We start from the raw sequence: 19,653 nt of genomic DNA, 5'->3' as shown, positions 1-19,653 counted from the left end.
GTCGCCGAGCTCGGCCCCACCACGCTGCGCGTCCTCGCCGACGCGGGCGAGGAGGACACCCTCAAGGCGGCGGTGCCGCTGTACGAGAAGAAGTACCCCAACATCAAGGTCGAGGTCACCACCAAGGGCTTCGACGACCTGATGAAGACCGTCGTCAACTCCATGTCCGGCGACAACGCGCCCGACCTCGCACAGGGCAACCAGGGCTACGGCACCGACGGCCCGCTGGTGAAGTCCGGCCTGATCCGGCCGATGGACGACATCGCGCGGACGTACGGCTGGGAGAACCTGATCACCGACGGGACGCTCAAGCAGTGGCGCTGGTCGGCGGGCGGCAGCATCTTCGGCGCGGGCAGCCTCTACGGCATATCACCGGTCACCGAGTACGTCGGCGTCTTCTACAACACCGAGAAGCTCGCCAGGCTCGGCATCGCGCCGCCGCAGACGTACGCCGAGTTCACCGCCGCCCTCGACAAGGCCAAGGCCGCGGGCGAGCAGCCGCTGATGCTCGGCAACGCCGAGAAGTACCCGGCCAGCCAGGTCATCGGCCTCGTGCAGGGGCAGAAGACCGAGAGCCGTGACGTGCGTTCGTGGATCGCGGGCGTCCCGGACACCACCGTCGCCGACCCCGGGAGCACCGAGGCCGCCCGTACCGTGCAGGACTGGGCGCACGACGGCTACTTCGGCCCCGGCTACAACGGCATCAGCGCCGACGACGCGGCCGCGAAGTTCAGCCAAGGCCAGGGCGTCTTCTACGTGGCCGGGTCGTGGAACGCCCCGAGCCTCCAGGAGAGCATGAACGGCCGCGTCGGCTTCACGCTCCCCACCCGCGAGGACGGCACCCGGGCCACGGTCGGCTCGATGGGCCTCGGCTGGCACATCGGCGCCAGGACCGACAAGCTCCCGGCCGCCGTCGCGTTCCTCGACCTGCTGATGAGCGACGAGTTCGCGCAGAGCATCGCGGACGTCGGCCGCACCCCGGTCACCGGCGGCGACGACGTCAAGGCCGCCAGCCCCGTCGTCGAGCAGGTCAACCGCATCGGCACCGAACTCCTCGCCGACGACGGCCAGAACTTCTACCTCGACTGGGCCTCGACCACGATGTACGACACGGTCGGCGCCAAGACGCAGGACCTCCTCGACCGGCGTACCTCGCCCGAGGGCTTCGTCGGCGGCCTCCAGGACGACTGGACCGCCTTCCAGAAGCAGCAGCGGGAAGAGGCCGCCGCGGCGAAGGACGCGTCGTGACCGCCCCGACCGCGTCGGCGTCCTCGTCTCCCGCTCCCGCCGCGGTTGTTCCGGACGCGCGCGGCACCCGCCGTGCCTTCGGAACGCGCGGCGACGCGGGACACGGCGGCGGAGCGGCGCGTACCGGCACGGTCCGGTCGTGGGCCTCGCGGCAGTACTGGCCCGCGTTCCTCTACCTCCTCCCGGCCGCCGCCTTCTACATCCTGTTCGTGCTGCGCCCGCTGGGGCAGACCGCCTGGATCTCGCTGTTCCACTGGGACGGCCTCACCGAGGGCCGCTGGGCGGGCGCGGCGAACTACCGCGAGCTGCTGCACGACGGGCGCATCCCGTCGGCGCTGGCCCACTCGCTGGTCTTCGTGGTCGCGTACGCCTTCCTCCCGGTCGCGCTCGGCCTGTTCCTCGCGGGCCTGATGTCCCGCATCCGGGTGCGCGGGCTGACGTTCTTCCGTGCCGTGCTCTTCCTGCCGCAGATCCTCGCCACGGTCGTCGTCGCCGTCTCGTGGCGCTGGATCTACGACATCGACGGACCGCTCAACGCGGCTCTGCGCGCGGTCGGCCTCGACGGCCTCACCCGGGCCTGGCTCGGCGACTACGACACCGCCCTGCCGTCGGTCGCGGTGATCGGCACGTGGGTCATGTACGGCCTGTGCATGGTCCTGTTCCTGGCCGGCGTGCAGAAGATCCCGACCGAGCGGTACGAGGCCGCGCGCATCGACGGATGCGGCCCCGTAAGGGAGTTCTTCGCGGTGACCCTGCCCGCGCTGCGCGGCGAGATCGCCATCGCTCTGGTCCTCACCATCACGTACGCGCTGCGCAACTTCGACCTCGTGTGGAACACCACGGCCGGCGGCCCCGGCACGTCCACCACGGTCCCCAGCGTGTTCATCTACCAGGGCGCGTTCATCACCCGCGATGTGGGCGGTGCCGCGGCGATCAGCGTGTGCCTGACCCTCGTGGTCCTCGCGGTCACCGCCGTCGTGATGCGCGTCGTGCGCGGCAAGGAGGACTGACCCGTGAACGCCACCCGCCGCCAGACCGTCATCGGCCACGCGATCCTGGTGATCTGCGCGATCGTCGCGCTGTACCCGTTCCTGTCCGTCCTGATGCTCGCGTTCAGCGAACCCGGCACCAAGCGCTCCGGATTCACGATCCCCAAGTCGCTCAGCTTCGACAACTTCACCGAGGCGTGGGACCGCGGGCTGTTCTCCAACGCGCTGACGTCCAGCCTGCTGGTGGCCGTCGCGGTCGTCGTCGGCACCATCGTGCTCGCGGTGCTGGCCGGATACGCCTTCGCGTTCTTCCCGTTCCCGCTGAAGGGCCTGTTCCTGCTGCTGCTCCTGGTCGGGCTGGTCATGCCGTACGAGGCGACCGTCATCCCGCTGTACTACCAGCTCAAGGACTGGCACCTGACGAACACGTACTGGGCGCTGATCCTGCCGCAGATCGGGCTGTCGCTGCCGTTCGCGGTGTTCTGGATGCGGCAGTTCTTCGTCTCCACGCCGCCCGCGCTGCGCGAGGCCGCGGCCGTGGACGGCGCGTCCAAGCTGCGCGTGCTGCGCTCGATCATGCTGCCCATGGCGCTGCCGGCCATCGGCACGCTCGCCACCCTGCTGTTCCTGTTCGCCTGGAACGAGTTCCTGCTGGCGCTCGTGCTGGTGCCGGACAACCCGGATGTGCAGACCGCACCGCTCGCGCTGTCGTTCTTCGCGGGCAACCGGCGCAACAGCGACCCCGGAGTCACCGCCGCCGCGGCGGTCCTGGTCGCCCTGCCGATCCTCGTCAGCTACATCGCCCTCCAGCGCCGCATGATCAGCGGCATGCTCGCGGGCGCCGTGAAGGAGTAAGACCATGCAAGCCCCTCTTCGCCCGCGCGTCTTCGCCGGACCCGCCGAACTCGGCCGGGCCCTCGCGGAGGAGATCGCGGACGGGATCGCCAAGGCGTCCGCCGCCGGACTGCGCTACGTGCTCGGATGCCCGGGCGGCCGGAGCCCGAAGCCGGTGTACGACGCGCTCGCGGAACTGGTCGGCGAACGCGGCCTGCATCTCGGGCATGTGGTGATCGCGATGATGGACGAGTATGTGGTGCCGGTTGGGGGAGGCTCGGCTTCGTCCGTGGCGCTCGGGGAACTCTCGGACGCTTCATCGGAGTTCGTGGACGTCGACCACGCCGCGCACAACAGCTGCCACCGCTTCGCCGCCGAGGAGATCGTCGCCCCGCTGAACGCGGCGGCGGGTGCGGGGCGCGGAATCCCGGACGCGTCGGTGTGGTTCCCGCATCCGGCCGATCCGGCGGCGTACGACGTGCGCCTCGCCGAGGCGGGCGGCGTCGACCTGTTCATCCTGGCCTCCGGGGCGTCCGACGGCCACATCGCGTTCAACCCGCCGGGTGCGCCCGAGGACAGCACCAGCCGGATCGTCGAACTCGCGGACAGCACACGGCAGGACAACATGGGCACGTTCCCGGGCTTCGCGTCCCTGGACGAAGTGCCGCGCCACGGCGTGACGGTCGGCGTCGCGACGATCGTGCGGCAGTCGCGGCGCGCGGTGATGGTCGTGCACGGGGAGCACAAGCGCGAGGCGGTCCGGCGGCTCGCGGCGGCGACGGCCTATGCGGCGGACTGGCCGGCCACGCTCGTGGCGCTGTGCCGCGAGCCGGGGCTGTACGTCGACCGGGCGGCTGCGGGGGAGGAGTTCGCGTGAGCGACGTGAGCGCTACTGGTTCTGTCTCCGCTTCCGCCTCTGGCTCCACTTCCATGTCCGCTTCCGTCTCCGCCTCCGCCGCCGAACTGCCTTCTGCCGACGGTTCCGTGGCTGCTGCTTCTGCCCCGGCTGCCGTCTCGGCTTCTGTCTCCGCTCCTGCGTCGGCTTCTGCCTCGGCTTCCGCATCGGGGTGGCCGTACGACCTGGTCACGCTGGGCCGCGTCGGCGTCGACCTCTACCCCGAGCAGATCGGGGTGGGCCTCGCCGAGGTCCGGTCGTTCGCCAAGTACCTCGGCGGCAGCGCGACCAACGTGGCCGTCGCGGCGGCCCGGCAGGGGCTGCGCTCCGCCGTGGTGACGGGCGTCGGGGACGATCCGCTCGGCGGGTTCGTGCGCAGCGAACTGCGCGGGTTCGGGGTCGACGACCGGTTCGTGGTCACCGTTCCGGGCGGGCAGACGCCGGTCGTGCTGTGCGAGATCTTCCCGCCGGACGACTTCCCGCTGTACTTCTACCGGCCGGATGCGCCGGACATGCGGCTGCGCGTCCCCGACCTGGACGCCGAGGCGTTGCACGCCGCCCGGGTCGTGTGGATCACCGGGAGCGGACTGTCCGCCGAGCCGTCGCGGTCCACCACGCTCGCGGCGATCGCCGACCGGGTCGAAGACGGCGACACGGTCTTCGACTTGGACTGGCGTCCGATGTTCTGGTCCGCTCCCGAGGAGGCGCCCGGCTGGTACGCGCGCGCCCTCGAACACGCCACCATCGCCGTGGGCAACCGCGACGAGGTGGAGGTCGCGGTCGGCACGCGCGACCCGGACGAGGCCGCCGACCGGCTGCTGGCGCGCGGACTGCGGCTCGCCGTCGTGAAGCAGGGGCCGAACGGCGTGCTGGCGCGTACCGCGAGCGAGGAGGTACGCGTACCGCCGATCCCGGTCGAGGTCGTGAACGGGCTGGGCGCGGGCGACGCCTTCGGCGGCGCGCTGGTCGCCGGTCTCGTGGCCGGGCTGCCGCTCGCCCGAACCATCGAACTGGCCAATGCAGCGGGGGCGTTGGTCGCATCCCGGCACTCCTGCGCGGACGCCATGCCGACACCGGGCGAATTGGACGCGCTGATCGGTGGCGCGGCCGGTGCGGCGACCGCAGCGGCGACCGCTGCGTCGGCAACCGCGGTCACCGCCGCGTCGACCACTGCGCGCACCGACACAGCGGCAACAGCCGTCCCCGCCGCGTCGACGACTGCGGCCGCCGACACAGCGGCAATCGCCGTCCCCACCGCACCGGCCACTGCGGCCACCGCCGCACCGGCCACCCACCACGACAACGGAGGATCCCGTTGAGCACCACCCCCGCCCCCGACATCGCCGCGGTGGTCTCCACCCGTCTGACCGACCCCGGGGCGATCCGCCGTACCGCGCAAGCCCGTCCGCGTTTCGCGCGCGAGGGGTTGGCCCGGCCGCTGTTCATCCTCGCCGCCGACCATCCGGCGCGCGGCGCCGTCGCGGCGGGCGGCAACCCGACGGCGATGGGCGACCGGCACGAGCTTCTGGCGCGCTGCGTCGAGGCGTTGGCACGTCCCGGCGTCGACGGCTTCCTCGGCACGCCGGACATCGTCGAGGATCTGATGCTGCTCGGCGCACTGGACGGCAAGCTCGTCCTCGGCTCGATGAACCGCGGCGGGATCCCGGGCGCGAGCTTCGAACTGGACGACCGGTTCACCGCGTACGACGCCCGCGGCATCGCCGAAGGCGGTCTCGACGGCGGCAAGGTGCTGCTGCGCGTCGACCCCGCCGACGCCGGGGTGGCCGAGACGCTCATGGGCACCGCCAACGCCGTGAACGAGCTGGCCGAGCGCGAACTGCTGGCGCTGGTCGAGCCGTTCAAGTCGGTGCGGGACGGCGGCAAGGTCCGGAACATCCTCACGGCGGACGCGCAGATCTGGGTCAACAACATCGCGTCCGGGCTGGGACGCACCTCCGCCTACACGTGGCTCAAGGTGCCGGTCGTCGACGAGATGGAGCGCATGATGGCGTCGACCACCATGCCGACGCTGCTGCTGGGCGGCGAGGGCGGCGGCGACGTCGACGCGATGTACGCGTCCTGGCAGAAGGCGCTGGAGATCGAGCACGTGCGCGGCCTGATCATCGGCCGGACCATGCTCTTCCCGGAGAACGGCGACGTGGCCGAGGCCGTGGACACCGCGGTCTCGCTGCTGGGACGGGGCGACGCGGCATGACGGGCGAGCGCGACGGGCTCCACCTTCGTGCGGGCAGTGCGGCGGAGGGCGAGTTCCGGTTGACGGTCACGCCCGAGTCGGCCGGGTGGGCGTACAGCTCGCTGCGCGTCCTCGAACTGTCGCCCGGTGGACGGGTTGTGTTCGAGACCGGGGACAGCGAGACGATCGTGCTGCCGCTGTCCGGCTCCTGCGTGGTCGGCGTCGACGGCGAGGTCTTCGAACTGGACGGGCGTGACCATGTGTTCGCGCGTGTCACCGACTTCGCGTACGCCCCGCGCGACGCCCGGGTCACGGTGTCGTCGGCGGCCGGCGGGCGGTTCGCGCTGCCGGCGGCGCGCTGCGAGCGGCGGCTTGCGGCGGCGTACGGTCCGGCCGAGGACGTCGCGGTCGAGGTGCGCGGCGCGGGCAACGCGACTCGTCAGGTGAACAACTTCGCGTCGCCGGACGGCTTTCCGTGCGACCGCCTGGTAGCGGTCGAGGTGCTGACGCCGGACGGCAACTGGTCGTCGTACCCGCCGCACAAGCACGACGAGGCGCGGGACGGCGAAGCGGTCCTCGAAGAGATCTACTACTTCGAGATAGGAGGCGAGGACGGCTTCGGCTACCAGCGCGTGTACGGCTCGGGAGCCGACGCGCTCGCCGAAGTCCGCGAGGGCGACGCGGTGTTGGTGCCACGTGGCTACCACGGCCCGTCGATGGCCGCGCCCGGATACCCGATGTACTACCTGAACGTGCTGGCAGGGCCGCACCCGGAGCGCACGATGGCCTGCTGCGACGACCCGGCCCACCACTGGGTGCGCGCGTCGTGGGAGACGCAGGACACCGACCCCCGCGTGCCGATGTGTGATGCGGGAGGTGTGCGGTGAGCCGCGGGACGCGCCGACTGACCACGGCCCAGGCGCTCGTGACGTTCCTGTCCCGGCAGTACACGGAGCGGGACGGAGTCCAACAGCGTTTGATCGAGGGCTGCTTCGGCATCTTCGGACACGGCAACGTGGCCGGGGTCGGACAGGCACTGTTGCAGCAGCCGGACGAACTGACGTATTACCAGGCCCGGAACGAGCAGGCCATGGTGCACGCGGCGGTGGCGTACGCCCGCACTCGGCGCCGCCTGTCCACCCTCGCCTGCACGGCATCGGTCGGACCCGGCGCCACCAACATGGTCACCGGGGCGGCGCTGGCGACGATCAACCGGCTCCCGGTGCTCCTGCTGCCCGGCGACATCTTCGCCACCCGGGTCGCCTCGCCGGTGCTCCAGGAGCTTGAACTCCCGTACGCCGCCGACATATCGGTGAACGACGCGTTCCGCCCGGTGTCGCGCTTCTTCGACCGCATCTGGCGGCCGGAGCAGCTTCTGTCGTCGGCCGTCCAGGCCATGCGGGTGCTGACCGACCAGGCCGAGACGGGCGCGGTCACGCTCGCTCTGCCGCAGGACGTGCAGGCCGAAGCATGGGACTTCCCCGAGGAGTTCTTCGCCGAGCGCGTCTGGCACATCCGCCGCCCCGCGCCTGATGCGGCGTCGCTTGCCGCCGCACTCCAGGCGATTCGCGGTGCCCACCGACCGCTCATCGTCGCGGGCGGCGGTGTCATCCACTCCGACGCCAGTGACGTGCTTGCCGACTTCGCCGCCCGTACCGGTGTCCCGGTCGCGGTCACCCAGGCCGGGAAGGCGTCCCTGCCGCACGGGCACCCGTCCCTGGTCGGAGCCATCGGGCACACCGGCAGCTTCGCCGCCAACACCCTCGCGCGCGAGGCCGACGTCGTCATCGGCATCGGCACGAGATGGCAGGACTTCACGACGGCGTCGCGGACCCTGTTCGCCGATCCTGACGTGCGGTTCGTCAACATCAACATCGCCGCCTTCGACGCCGCGAAGCAGGCGGGTGTGTCGGTGGTAGCGGACGCCCGCGCAGCCATTGAGGCGCTGGACCGCGAACTCTCCTTCTGGGAGGTGGAGTCCGGGTACCGGGCCCGGGCGGTCGCGCTCGCCCGCGACTGGGATGCTGTCGTACAGGCGTCCTTCGACCGTCCCCACAGCCCCCTCCCCAGCCAGAGCGAGATAATCGGCGCGGCCAACCAACTCATGGGCGACCGAGACGTGCTCATCTGTGCCGCGGGCTCCATCCCCGGCGACCTCCACAAACTGTGGCGCCCCGCGGACCCGTTGGGTTACCACGTGGAATACGGCTTCTCCTGCATGGGCTACGAGATCGCCGGCGGATTGGGCGTCAAGATGGCGGCCCCGGACCGGGAAGCCGTCGTGATGGTCGGCGACGGCTCGTACCTGATGATGGCCCAGGAGATCGCGACCGCGGTGGCCGAGGGCCTCAAGCTCGTTATCGTCCTCGTCCAGAACCACGGCTACGCCTCCATCGGCGCTCTGTCGGAATCCCTCGGGTCCGCGCGCTTCGGGACCAACTACCGCTACAGAAACAGCGATTCCGGCCACCTGGACGGCGGACTCCTCCCGGTGGACCTGGCCGCCAACGCCGCCAGCCTCGGAGCCGAAGTCCTGCGCGCGACAAGTCTCTCGGAGTTCCGCACGGCCTTCGCGGCGGCTCTGGCTGCGGATCGCACCACAGTCGTCCACGTCGAGACAGACCCGGGGACCACCTCGCCGTCGTCGGAGGCGTGGTGGGACGTACCAGTGGCCGAGGTGTCCACCCTTGCGTCCACCCAGATGGCTCGCGGGACGTACGAGAGCGAGAAGGCGTCCCAACGCCCGTACCTGAAGCCCTAGTCCCAGACCCACATGTGAGCGGACCATGCACGCCCCCGTGTGTATGGTCCGCTCTCTGCTACTGACACACCGCCAACGGTGGCACCCACCGCAACCCGCCGTCGGCAACCCGATCCAAAATCCAGCCGCGTGCCTGAGCGCTGGATGTCGCCCAGACCCACGCCAACGCACGTTGACCTCCGGCCTGTTCGCGGCCGGTCGCACCGAACCGAAGGCGCCGAAAGCGTTGCGGATGCGCCGGCCGGCAGGGAGTGGCAAGGCATCCCTCCGCGAGCCCAAGGATGCGCGCGAACTGCGACTTCACCGGCATCCCGTCCGCCTCCGCGCAGCGCCGAGCCGTAAGTCCCGCCAGGGCGCGTATGTGGAGTACGTCGAAATCGCAGCACGGCATGTTGTCGCACAGGTTGGCCAAGAATCGGATGCGATCGAACGCTTCGGTTCCGTCAGTCGAATCGACGGTCGAGCTCCGCATGGCTGCCTCAGCCGTGGCCCGGATCTCGACCAACGCATGCGCGACCAGATATCCGCCGAGCGACACGTCATCCACGGTGCAGGAGCGACACCAACGGCCCTTGCGTACCGCACTCTCGGCTGCGGCGAGACGAACGGGCTTTTCCGTGACCGCGGTTCCCTGCGAACAGTGCCCATCCGTCATGGGCCGAGCCTAACGGCGGCCGTTTGCGTTCACCTGTACCGCAGACGGCTGTTACCGGAGCACCGCCGAGAACGGCGGGCGCAAGCCGTGGCGGCAGACTTACGTACGTCGTCTGCTCCACCCGGTCCCATACCTCTGACCTGGGAAAATAGACCGACTGCCGGTGCCGATCCACACCCGTGCACCGTGAGGCCTGTTTCTCCATGTGACCATGTCACCGCTCTGCGACAGCGCTGTCGTGGAACGACGACGCCCGTATCGGACCGGCCGACAACCGGTTCATAGTGATCAAGCCAGAACGCACTGAGCGGCCGAAACGCACTTCGGTCTCAATCACTGGATACCAAGGGGTCATTCATGTCCGGCAACCCTCGCAAGGCCTTCCTCGTCTCCGCCGTCCTCGTCGCCGGCGCCATGCTGATGACGGCGTGCCAGGGCTCGGACTCGGATGACGCGAAGGGCTCTTCGTCCGTTCCGCCGGCGGCGAGCCAGGGCGCCAACCCGCCCGCGGCACCGGCCCAGGGCGGCAACACCAGTGGCGGGGCGGAGACGTCCGGCAAGACATCCGGAGGCGGCCAAGGCTCCAACTCCGGCGCGGGGACGAGCGGCAACGGCTCGACAGGCAGCGGTTCGAGCGGCAGCGGTTCCGGCTCGGGCTCCGGTTCCAACGGGGGATCGGGCTCAGACGGCGGCAAGTCCGACAAGTGCCTTACCGACAACCTGGACATCAGCGCGCTGGACTCCACCATCACCGGCGACTCCGAAGGCACCGTGGCGGTGACGTTCAAGAACAAGGGCCAGGACTGCTCGATAGCCGGCTACGCGGGCGTCGACCTCAAGACCAACGCCGGTTCGCTCTCGGCCCAGCGCACCGGGCAGGAGCCCGTGTCGATCGTCCTGAAGCGTGGCGAGTCGGTGTCGTTCGGCATCAACTACCCGATCAACGACACCGGCGGCTCCGGCGTCCGCATCACCGACCTCCTGGTGACCCCGCCCGACGAGACCAAGACCGTGACCCTCAAGTGGCCGGGCGGCGCGTCCCTCCCCGTCACCGACGGCAGTGGCACGCCGGTAAAGGTCGGCCCCATCGGCAGCGCCGGCCAAGGCGGCTGACCCAGCCTCCCCCTGACTCCGACAACGGCCTCGCCCCACTACCGGGCGGGGCCGTCGCCGCGTCCGAACCAGGTGGTCCGGCGGCCTTGACGAACCCCGGCGAGGATCGGAGCGGATGGTGACTTCACGTTCACAGGAGTGGTTTTCCGGGCCCCGGCCTCGTCGGTCTCGATCGGCTGTGGGGTTAACCTGCCGGGATGGGTGCGGAACGGATCACTATCGTGCTGACCGGTGACGAGGCGCTGGTGCTGGCCGACTGGCTGCGGCGGGCGGAGGCGGCGGCGGCGGACGACGCCGTACGGGTGCCGGTCGCCCAGGTGCTGGACGCGATCGAGCGCCGCATGGGCCCGGCAGAGGAGACGGCCGACCAGGTACCCCCGGCCCGCGACAGGCTCGTCAGCGGGCGATAGGGCGCGGCCTCGATCGTGAAGGTGTATTGGGATCCGATACCGACCCTGGATGCACTCGGCGCACCCTGTCTGTGCTGGTCTGACTGGGCACGATTGCGGCCTGCTCGCTCCCATCTCCCTGCGCGTTAGCCTGGCCGAATCGACTGGGTGAAGGGCGCAGATCCATGGCAGCAGAGCGGGTCAATTCTGGGGAGGATGGCGGGGCCGATCTCTACCTGGAGTTGGCGCCGACCGGGCCTCGGCGCGCGGCGCTTGCGGCGGCGTTGCGGGAGGCCGTGCGTTCGGGACGGTTGACCGCCGGGACTCGTTTGCCGCCGTACCGCGCGCTTGCCATCGACCTCGGAGTCGCGCGCAATACGGCGGCCGATGCATATGCGGAGCTCGTCGCCGAGGGGTGGCTGACGGCCCGTCAGGGGTCCGGGACGCGTGTCGCGGAGCGAGTGGCCGCCGTACGGCCGCCGTCGGCGACGAAGCCGGCGAGTGGGCGGGCCGGCGTCGCGCACAACCTGCGTCAGGGGCAGCCGGACGGGGCGTCGTTCCCGCGTACGGCATGGGTGGCCGCGATGCGGCACGGGATTGGTGCGGCGCCGTCGGAGGCGTTCGGACCGGGTGATCCGCAGGGGCGAGTGGAGCTGCGGCGGGCGCTCGCGGGCTATTTGGCGCGCGTGCGGGGTGTGCGGACGGCACCCGAACACATCGTCATTTGCTCGGGGTTCGCGCACGGGCTGCGACTGATCTTCGGGGGCGGAGTGTTGGCGGGGCCGCTTGCCGTCGAGGCGTACGGCCTGGCGTTCCACCGCGAGATCTTGACGGCGGCGGGTGTGCGGACGGTCGCACTCGGCCTCGACGAACGCGGCACACGTACCGACTTGTTGGTGGCGCATCCGGCGACCACCTCGCGACACGGGGCGCGTTCCGTACTGCTCACGCCCGCCCATCAGTTCCCGGTCGGCGGACCGCTGCACTCGGCCCGGCGTGGGACGGCGGTGGACTGGGCGCGTACGCGTGGGGGAGTGGTGCTGGAGGACGACTACGACGGCGAATTCCGCTACGACCGCGAACCGGTGGGCGCGGTACAGGGGTTGGACCCCGAGCATGTCGTGTACATGGGGTCGGTCAGCAAGAGCCTGTCGCCGGCGATCCGTTTGGGGTGGATGGTGCTGCCGCCGCGGATGGTGGACGACGTACTCGCGGCGAAGGGCCTCCGCGAGGCTTGGGCGGGGGTGGGGGATCAGTTGGCGCTCGCGGACTTCATCGAGTCAGGGCAGTACGACACACACGTGCGGCGCATGCGCAGGCGCTACCGGTCGCGCCGCGCGCAGTTGGTCGCAGCACTGGCCGAACGTGCGCCCCACGTCACGGTCACGGGCATCGCGGCCGGACTACATGCCGTGCTGCGCCTCCCGCCGGGTACCGAGGCACAGACGGTTGCGAGGGCCACTCGGCGGGGTATCGCCCTGGACGGCCTAGCGTCGTTCCGCCACCCGGAGAGCCCGCAGCCGCACGAGGATGGCTTGGTCGTCGGATACGCCACTCCACCCGAACACCGTTACAAGGCCGCCCTCGACGCGTTGTGCGCGGTATTGCCACCGCGGAAATGACTGATGAGCCCGAACAAGCTGGAGTGTTCGTCCTGCCCACGCTTGTGGGGACGTTGGTTGTTCCATGTGCGAAAGCGCTGCGTCGCCTTGACATTCTGGGCGACGCAGCGCTTTGTGCCGTAGCTGTACGGGGGCTACTGGATGGGGCTTTGGTTCGGTGGGTGGTCCTTCACCGTCTCTCCGGAGGGTTTGCGGAGGGCTAGGGCTGTCATGGCCGTTGCGACTATCCCTGCTGCGGCTATGAAGACTGCGGTGCGCAGGCCGTCTGTGGTTGCTGCGCGTAGGGCCTCGTCGTTCAGGCCTTCGAGACCTGAGTTGGCGACGGCGACTAGCAGCGCCAGGCCTACCGCGCCGCCGATTTGTTGGCTGGTGGACGCTACTCCGGACGCGATGCCCTGGTCCTCCGCCTGGACCCCTACCGCCGCCGCGCCGAACATCAGGGTGTAGGCGGCTCCTTGGCCGACCCCCATGATGATCAGACCTGGAATCAGTGCAGCGTACGAGGCGTCAACTGCCATGGTGGCGCCGAGGATTGCCGCTCCGGCTCCGCCGATCACGAGCGACAGGGCCAGGATTGGGCGGATGCCGTACCGCGTGGCAAGACGTCCTGCTGACTGTGAGCCGATGGCGATGGCCACCATGGGGACCAGGAAGGCCAGTCCGGTGGTGAGTGCGTCGTAGCCGTGTACGCCCTGGAAGTAGACCGTCAGGAAGTACAGCAACGTGCCGAAGCTGCCCATGAACAGGAACGTGACCGTGGCGCCTACGCCCAGGTTGCGGTTGCGGAAGAGACGGAGGGGCAACAGGGGGTCGGGGCTGCGTCGTTCGAGCATGATGAAGGCGGCGAGCAGGAGGGCACCGGTGATTGCAGCGGCCACGACAGGCGGCGACGTCCAGCCTGATTCCGGACCTTGGACGAGGGCGAAGACTACGGCTGTTACGCCGACTGTCGACGTGAGGGCGCCCAACAAGTCGAACGAACGGGCTTTGGTGCGGGGCGAGTCGGGGGAGATCAGCCAGAACGCAAGAACTGCGGCCGCCCCTGCCAGCGGGACGTTGACGTAGAAGACCGACTCCCAGCCGAACGCGTCCGTCAGTACTCCGCCGAGCAGCGAGCCGAGGATCATTCCGCTGCCGCCCGCTGTTCCCCAGACTGCGAACGCCCGGTTACGCTCCCGCCCCTCGGCGAAGCTTGTGGAGACCAACGTGAGGGTTGCCGGGAAGAGGAACGCTCCGCCGATGCCCTGAACTGCGCGGGCCGCGATCAGAGTTCCCGGGGACGTGGCCAACCCGCCCAGCAGTGACGAGGCCGCGTAGAGGGCCAGGCCCAGGGCGAACATCCGGCGTGGGCCGAAGAGATCGCTTGCTCGCCCACCGAGCAGGAGGAAGCCGCCGAAGGCGACCGCGTACGCGCTGATCACCCATTGCAGGTTCTGCGCCGAGAAGCCGAGTCCGTACCCGATCTCCGGCAGCGCGACGTACACGATGTTGTAGTCGATCGAGATGATGAGCTGGGCGAACGCCAGCAAGGCCAGGGTCAGTCCGAGGCGCCGGCGTGGCGGCGGGGCGTCGGCCTCGAAATCGGCCTCGAATTCGGCATCGGCGGTGAGCGTTCGGGTTGCGGGCATGGCGAAGCCTGCTTTCCGCGAGGAGGGGAGTGCGGGGGAGTGGTACGGGGGACCGCGCGGTCGTCCCACGCGGCCGCAGCACCCGGAAGAGCGAGGCAACGCCCGGCTCAGCGCTCGGTGAGGGCCTTCTGCCACACCGGGCTCTCGAAGTAGTGGTTGTCGTACAGCTCCGAGCTGTCGCGGATGTCCTGCACCGTGGCCTCGCCGCGGTACACGCGCTCCAGCAGGCGGTAGTAGTCGAAGCGGTGCAGACCCGGCGTGAACACCACGAGCATCTCGGCCTCGCTGCCCGGCGCCGGGGCGAACGCGTGCGGAGCGGTCGGCGGGACGGTCAGGAAGTCGCCCTTGCCGAGCAGCATGACCTCGTCCCGCACCAGGATCCGCATCGTCCCCTCCAGGACGAAGAACATCTCCGTGGCCTTCGTGTGGAAGTGCGCGGGCGCGCCCGGCGAGCCCTTTTGGAACGTCGCCTTGTTGGCGGTCAGCGCCCCGCCCGTCGCGCCCGCGTCGGCGAGCAGGGTGATGAGGCTGGTCGCGCCGTCCTGGATCTCCTCGGCGTTGTCGGCGCGGACGAGGACGGGGGACGCGTCGGGGGTGTTCGCGGAGGTGTTCATGGCGTTGCTCCTGTGCAGGTGGACCAGGGTTTCGGCCGGTCCGTCCGGTGCTGACAGGAAAGAATCTACGGAAGTGAAAGACCCATTGAATGGTTCATTTGAAGTGAGATTCTGTGGGTCAATCTGCTGGATGAGAGGCACCTGCGAGCGCCCCACGAGCACCGCGCGATCAACGTCCGGCAAAAGATCGTCCGTGCGTCTCGCCCTCATGCCAACTCGCCAGTAACGTCCCGCCCCATGCAGGCCACCGAACCGCGCGACCCGGAATCCCAGGGCTCGCCCGAGCCCGACCCCGGACCGGCACGCGACCCCGACCCCACCCCCGAGGCCGTACGCCGGGCCCGGATCGCCCTCCTCGCCTGCTTCCTCATCCAAGGCGCGTCCTTCGCCGTCCTCGTCACCCGGGTCCCGGCCATCCAGGACCGCTACGGCCTCGGCGACGGCGGCCTGACGGTCGTCCTGTCCCTCGTCCCGATCGTCGCCGGCGTCGGCAGCCTGCTCGCCGAGAAGCTCGCCGCGCGGTACGGCAGCCACCACGTCCTGCGCACCGCCCAGCCCGTCGTCTGCGCGTCCGTCCTCGGTGTCGGCGCGGGCGACGAGGTGTGGCAACTCGCCGCCGTACTGGTCGTGTTCGCGCTCGCCCTCGGCGCCGTCGACGCGACCATGAACATGCAGGCCGTCGGCATCCAGGCACGCCAGGGCCGCAGCGTGATGAACGGTTTCCACGCCGCGTGGAGCCTCGGCGGCATCGCCGGGGCGGGCCTCGCCACGTTCGCCGACCACAAGGACGTCGCGCTCGTCGTCATGTACGCCCTGAGCGCCGCGATCACCGCCCCCGCCGCGCTGCTCATCGGCCGCCACTACCTCCCGACGGCGGCCACCCGGACACCGGCGGGAACGGAGACGTCCGCAACCGAAACGCCGGCAACCGAGACGCCGCCGACCGAGAACCCGCCGGCCGAGAAGCCGACATCGGAGACGCCGCCGGCCGAGAACCCGCCGGCCGCGAATCCAACAACCGAGAACCCGCCAGCCGAGAACCCGACGACCGAGAACCCCACGAACACCGCCCCCACCCTCCCCTGGCGCACCGTCCTCCCCCTCTGCGCCGTCATGGCCTTCGTCTACATCGGCGACTCCGCCGTCTCCTCCTGGGGCGCCGTCTACGCCGAGAAGGCCCAGGACATGGACGACAACACGGCCCTCCCGTACCTCGTCTATATGGTCACCGCCCTCCTCGGCCGCAGCCTCGGCGACCTCGGCGTCCGCCGCTGGGGCCCGCTCCCCGTCGTCCGCGCCGGGGCGCTCACCGCCGCCGCCGGGTTCGCCGCCGTCGTGGCGGCTCCGAATCCCGGCGTCGCGCTGGCCGGATTCACCGTGCTCGGGCTCGGCATCAGCGTCCTCGTCCCGCAGACCTTCGCCGCCGGGGCGGAGACCAGCCCGGACGACCGCGACACCGCGATCGCCCGCCTCAACCTCTTCAACTACGCGGGCTTCCTCGTCGGCACCCCGCTCGTCGGCGTGGTCGGCGATCTCGCCGGCTTCCGCGCCGCGATGGCGGTGCCGCTGGTTCTCGTCCTCGCGATCCTCCCGCTGGCGCGCGCGTTCGCGCCCCAGGGTGAAGCAGGTCACGGCAGCGGACGCACGACGGGGTCCGGGCGGTAGCCTCCAGCCATGAGCCGCGCCGTACAACTCCTTTGGGACGACCGGATGACCGGGTACGACTTCGGCTCCTGGCACCCCATGAAGCCGATCAGGTTGCAGCTCACCATCGACCTGATCCGGGCGTACGGCCTCGACGCCGCAGACGGTCTGGACGTCGTCGCGCCCGCCGCCGCCACCGACGAGCAACTGCGGCTCGTGCACTCCGCCGACTACATCGCCGCGGTACGCGCGGCAGGCGCGGACCCGTCCTGCGCCGACCTCTCGTGCGGCCTCGGCACCGACGACACCCCCGCGTTCCGCGGCATGCACGACGCGTCGGCGCTCATCGCGGGCGGTTCGCTCGCCGCCGCCGACGCCGTCTGGAGCGGCGAGGCCCCGCACGCCGTCAACTTCGCGGGCGGCCTGCACCACGCGATGCCGGGCGCGGCCGCCGGGTTCTGCGTCTACAACGACGCCGCCCTCGCGATCGCCCGCCTCCTCGAACTCGGCGCCGAGCGCGTCGCGTACGTCGACATCGACGTCCACCACGGCGACGGCGTGCAGACCGCGTTCTGGAACGACCCGCGCGTGCTGACCATTTCGCTGCACGAGAGCCCGCGCTTCCTCTATCCCGGCACCGGCTTCCCCGACGAGACCGGCGGACCCGACGCCGATGGGTACGCCGTCAACGTCGCCCTCCCGCCCGGCGTCGCCGACGCCAAGTGGCTGCGTGCGTTCGACGCCGTCGTGCCGCCGCTGGTCGAGGCGTTCCGGCCGCAGGTGATCGTCACGCAGCACGGCGCGGACACCCACGTCGAGGACCCGCTCGCGCACCTCGCGCTGACCGTCGACGCCCAGCGCCTCGCCGCCGTCGCGCTACACGACCTCGCGCACCGGTACTGCGAGGGACGTTGGATCGCCACCGGCGGAGGCGGGTACGCGGCCACCGACGTGGTCCCGCGCACCTGGACGCATCTCGTCGCCGAGGCGGCGCACGCGCCCATCGCGCCGGAGTCGGAACTGCCGTTCGAGTGGCGCGAGCAGGTGCGCATCATGACCGGCGACCAGGGCCCGTACCGCATGACCGACGGCGGCACCCCCGCCTTCCGGCCGTTCTCCGAGGGCTACGACCCCGCCGACCGGCTCGACCAGGCGGTGCTGGCGACCCGCCGCGCGGTCTTCCCGGCCCACGGGATCGAACCGTTGTTCGACATCTGATCCCCGGGACCACATACGACCGATCCCGAGTTCTGGACCTGGCGCACACCACGACGAAACGGCAGGTGGACGTGACGGAAGCGAGCAACGGCAAAGTCCCGGACCGCGGGCAACTGCGCGCCCACCTGGTGCGCGCCCGGATCGCCGGGGACGTCGCCACGCCGCGCGAGAACAACCTGCGGCACTTCCGCCTCATGAGCGAGCGGCACCCGGCGTACCTCTTCGGCCTCGAACCGGACGGCACCTGGACGCCGGACGACGTCCTCGCGCTCATGGTCCGCCGTTGCGGAGTCGTGGCCGACCCGGCCCACCTCAACGGCCAGGACACCATCGACCCGGACCTCACGATCGCGGCCCTGGACGAGTACGCCGACCGTCTCGCCCTCGCCGCCCGCCGCCGCGAGCGCGTCGTCGTCGCGACAGGTCACCCGGACGGGCTGCTCGACTACTACCGGGCGCTGGCGCGCGCCCTCCGCGAGGCCGGGTGTACGCTCCTGCGTCCCGCGCGCGACTGGACCTACAAGACGCCCGCCTCCGAGGGCGCCAAAGCCCGCTCGATCGACTACCGCGGCCCGGTGGCCGTCGTCGTGGACGACGTCGGGGAGCCCCGCCACACCCACTCCGCGCGGCCGATACGGGCCATGCTCGCGAGCATCGTGGACGGGGGCGGCTACCTCCCGGACCTCGTCGTCGGCGACCACGGCTGGGCGGGCGGGGCGGGCCAGGCCGGCGTCGACGCGATCGGCTTCGCGGACTGCAACGACCCCGCGCTTTTCGTCGGCGCGGAGGAGGGCAGGGTGGTGGCGGCGGTTCCCCTCGACGACAACGTCCAGCCCCACCTGTACCGCCCGTTGCTGGCGTACGTACTGGATAGGGCGGGACTGTCCTGAAACAAGCCGGATGGGCGAAACGGGCCGGATAACTCCTCCTCTTCCCCACTGGTACCACACGCCACTACCCTGAAAGGACGCACGTGCGTGTGGATGTCACCGGAGGGGAAGCCGGTGCCCGTCGCGTGCTGAATGGTTCAGGTGCGGCATGGCTTCTGCGGATAGGCCTCTGAACGAGGTCAATTTTCTGACCGTGGCCGAGGTGGCTGCGGTGATGCGGGTGTCCAAGATGACCGTGTACCGGCTGGTGCACAGTGGCGAGATGCCCGCCATCAGGGTCGGACGGTCCTTCCGGGTTCCGGAGCAGGCTGTCCACGACTATTTGCGGGACTCGTACGTAGAGACCGCGTAACGCCGCGCAGGCGCGCCCCACGACCGGAGTACGGCAGTCCGCCGGCCCCGGGCGCCCGCCTGGCACGATGTGCGCCCGGGCACTGCCGAGGACGACTGCCGAACAGCGCGCTCACACGTCCGAGGGCTCCTCATTTCGGTGCGCCCGGGAACGGCGAGTAGGCTAGGGCCAGACGTGCGGGCTGACTCGGCTCCGCGCAGTGGAATGCGCCCCCGCGCTCGCGCGAGGGGCGATCCGTTCTCTCCGCGCAGGCGGGGTCGTCCGTATGTACATGTGAGCGAGGTTTCCGTGGGCTCTGTCATCAAGAAGCGTCGTAAGCGCATGGCGAAGAAGAAGCACCGCAAGCTGCTGAAGAGGACGCGCGTTCAGCGTCGCAACAAGAAGTAGCCGACGCCGACCTGCGCGTTGTCTTGCCGTGCTTCGGAGGTCCTCCGCTGTCGCGGATGCGACCCCGGCAACTGCGCTCCCCGTGCACGCGGGGTTTCAGGACGCGGCTTCGGGACAGGCCGCCGCCCCGCCGTCACGGCGCGAGGCGGCGGCCTGTCGCGTTCCGCGGGAGCGGAAAGACGGCGGCGGACCGCACACGCGCCGGGCACACGCACCGGGC

General features: G+C 70.5%; 19 protein-coding genes. 16 read left to right on the top strand and 3 right to left on the bottom strand.

All coding sequences use genetic code 11. The features are described 5' to 3' along the window. The 8 genes from ACRX5S_RS18980 to iolD form a co-directional block, all read left to right on the top strand. A partial coding sequence (locus tag ACRX5S_RS18980; RefSeq protein ID WP_436774168.1) for an ABC transporter substrate-binding protein occupies positions 1–1,248 on the top strand: 1,248 nt, incomplete at its 5' end. Continuing rightward, positions 1,245–2,258 carry a carbohydrate ABC transporter permease gene (locus tag ACRX5S_RS18975; RefSeq protein WP_436774167.1) on the top strand — a complete coding sequence of 338 codons (1,014 nt, stop codon included), beginning with the start codon at positions 1,245–1,247 and terminating at the stop codon, positions 2,256–2,258. The genes ACRX5S_RS18980 and ACRX5S_RS18975, both read left to right, overlap by 4 nt. A 3-nt stretch (positions 2,259–2,261) precedes the next feature. Next, the gene (locus ACRX5S_RS18970; protein ID WP_436774166.1) at positions 2,262–3,092 is read left to right on the top strand and encodes a carbohydrate ABC transporter permease; all 831 of its coding nucleotides are present in this window, start codon (positions 2,262–2,264) and stop codon (positions 3,090–3,092) included. Positions 3,093–3,096: 4 nt separating this feature from the next. Continuing rightward, positions 3,097–3,948, top strand: a complete 852-nt coding sequence (locus tag ACRX5S_RS18965; RefSeq protein ID WP_436774165.1) for a 6-phosphogluconolactonase — start codon at positions 3,097–3,099, stop codon at positions 3,946–3,948. Between the two features lie 53 nt (positions 3,949–4,001). After that, positions 4,002–5,285, top strand: a complete 1,284-nt coding sequence (gene iolC / locus ACRX5S_RS18960; protein WP_436774164.1) for a 5-dehydro-2-deoxygluconokinase — start codon at positions 4,002–4,004, stop codon at positions 5,283–5,285. Beyond that, on the top strand, positions 5,282–6,181 hold the full coding sequence (locus tag ACRX5S_RS18955) for a Cgl0159 family (beta/alpha)8-fold protein (protein ID WP_436774163.1): 900 nt from the start codon (positions 5,282–5,284) through the stop codon (positions 6,179–6,181). Before iolC ends, ACRX5S_RS18955 begins: the two co-directional genes overlap by 4 nt. Beyond that, complete coding sequence (gene iolB, locus ACRX5S_RS18950) at positions 6,178–7,047, top strand: 5-deoxy-glucuronate isomerase (RefSeq protein ID WP_436774162.1); 870 nt, start codon at positions 6,178–6,180, stop codon at positions 7,045–7,047. Before ACRX5S_RS18955 ends, iolB begins: the two co-directional genes overlap by 4 nt. Then, positions 7,044–8,921, top strand: coding sequence for a 3D-(3,5/4)-trihydroxycyclohexane-1,2-dione acylhydrolase (decyclizing) (iolD, locus tag ACRX5S_RS18945; protein ID WP_436774161.1), 1,878 nt, complete (start codon positions 7,044–7,046; stop codon positions 8,919–8,921). The genes iolB and iolD overlap by 4 nt, the downstream gene beginning before the upstream one ends. 58 nt (positions 8,922–8,979) lie before the next feature. On the opposite strand, the gene ACRX5S_RS18940 is transcribed toward iolD, so the two are convergent. Next, complete coding sequence (locus ACRX5S_RS18940; RefSeq protein ID WP_436774160.1) at positions 8,980–9,576, bottom strand: hypothetical protein; 597 nt, start codon at positions 9,574–9,576, stop codon at positions 8,980–8,982. Positions 9,577–9,933: 357 nt separating this feature from the next. Here ACRX5S_RS18940 and ACRX5S_RS18935 point away from each other — a divergent pair, with 357 nt between their 5' ends. The 3 genes from ACRX5S_RS18935 to ACRX5S_RS18925 all read left to right on the top strand — a co-directional run bounded on the left by ACRX5S_RS18935 (position 9,934) and on the right by ACRX5S_RS18925 (position 12,700). Next, positions 9,934–10,689: a DUF4232 domain-containing protein gene (locus ACRX5S_RS18935; RefSeq protein ID WP_436774159.1), complete on the top strand. Its 756-nt coding sequence runs from the start codon at positions 9,934–9,936 to the stop codon at positions 10,687–10,689. Between the two features lie 197 nt (positions 10,690–10,886). After that, positions 10,887–11,099, top strand: coding sequence for a hypothetical protein (locus ACRX5S_RS18930; protein ID WP_436774158.1), 213 nt, complete (start codon positions 10,887–10,889; stop codon positions 11,097–11,099). A gap of 164 nt (positions 11,100–11,263) precedes the next feature. After that, positions 11,264–12,700, top strand: coding sequence for a PLP-dependent aminotransferase family protein (locus tag ACRX5S_RS18925; protein ID WP_436774157.1), 1,437 nt, complete (start codon positions 11,264–11,266; stop codon positions 12,698–12,700). Positions 12,701–12,834: 134 nt separating this feature from the next. On the opposite strand, the gene ACRX5S_RS18920 is transcribed toward ACRX5S_RS18925, so the two are convergent. Together ACRX5S_RS18920 and ACRX5S_RS18915 are read right to left on the bottom strand one after the other, a co-directional pair. After that, positions 12,835–14,328, bottom strand: coding sequence for an MFS transporter (locus ACRX5S_RS18920; RefSeq protein WP_436774156.1), 1,494 nt, complete (start codon positions 14,326–14,328; stop codon positions 12,835–12,837). Positions 14,329–14,435: 107 nt separating this feature from the next. Next, entirely contained in the window at positions 14,436–14,942 is a 507-nt protein-coding gene (locus ACRX5S_RS18915; RefSeq protein ID WP_436774155.1) for a cupin domain-containing protein, read from the bottom strand. Positions 14,943–15,179: 237 nt separating this feature from the next. On the opposite strand from ACRX5S_RS18915, the gene ACRX5S_RS18910 reads away from it, so the two are divergent. From ACRX5S_RS18910 to ACRX5S_RS18890, 5 genes are all read left to right on the top strand, one after another. Further along, a complete protein-coding gene (locus ACRX5S_RS18910; protein WP_436774154.1) occupies positions 15,180–16,607 on the top strand; it encodes an MFS transporter in 1,428 nt (475 codons plus the stop codon). 9 nt (positions 16,608–16,616) lie between these two features. Continuing rightward, on the top strand, positions 16,617–17,804 hold the full coding sequence (locus ACRX5S_RS18905; RefSeq protein ID WP_436774153.1) for an acetoin utilization protein AcuC: 1,188 nt from the start codon (positions 16,617–16,619) through the stop codon (positions 17,802–17,804). Positions 17,805–17,875: 71 nt separating this feature from the next. Then, positions 17,876–18,694, top strand: coding sequence for a phosphatase (locus tag ACRX5S_RS18900; RefSeq protein ID WP_436774152.1), 819 nt, complete (start codon positions 17,876–17,878; stop codon positions 18,692–18,694). A gap of 148 nt (positions 18,695–18,842) precedes the next feature. Beyond that, entirely contained in the window at positions 18,843–19,046 is a 204-nt protein-coding gene (locus tag ACRX5S_RS18895) for a helix-turn-helix domain-containing protein (RefSeq protein ID WP_358350004.1), read from the top strand. 204 nt (positions 19,047–19,250) lie between these two features. Then, positions 19,251–19,433 (top strand): 30S ribosomal protein bS22, encoded by a 183-nt coding sequence (locus ACRX5S_RS18890; RefSeq protein WP_436774394.1) that lies wholly within the window; start codon positions 19,251–19,253, stop codon positions 19,431–19,433. Positions 19,434–19,653: the final 220 nt, after the last annotated feature.

The sequence above is a fragment of the Yinghuangia sp. YIM S09857 genome, assembly GCF_051388915.1.
In the GTDB taxonomy this organism is placed as follows: domain Bacteria; phylum Actinomycetota; class Actinomycetes; order Streptomycetales; family Streptomycetaceae; genus Yinghuangia.
The sequence above is the reverse complement of the archived record's forward strand: the minus strand, read 5'-3'. Positions and strand labels throughout refer to the sequence as shown.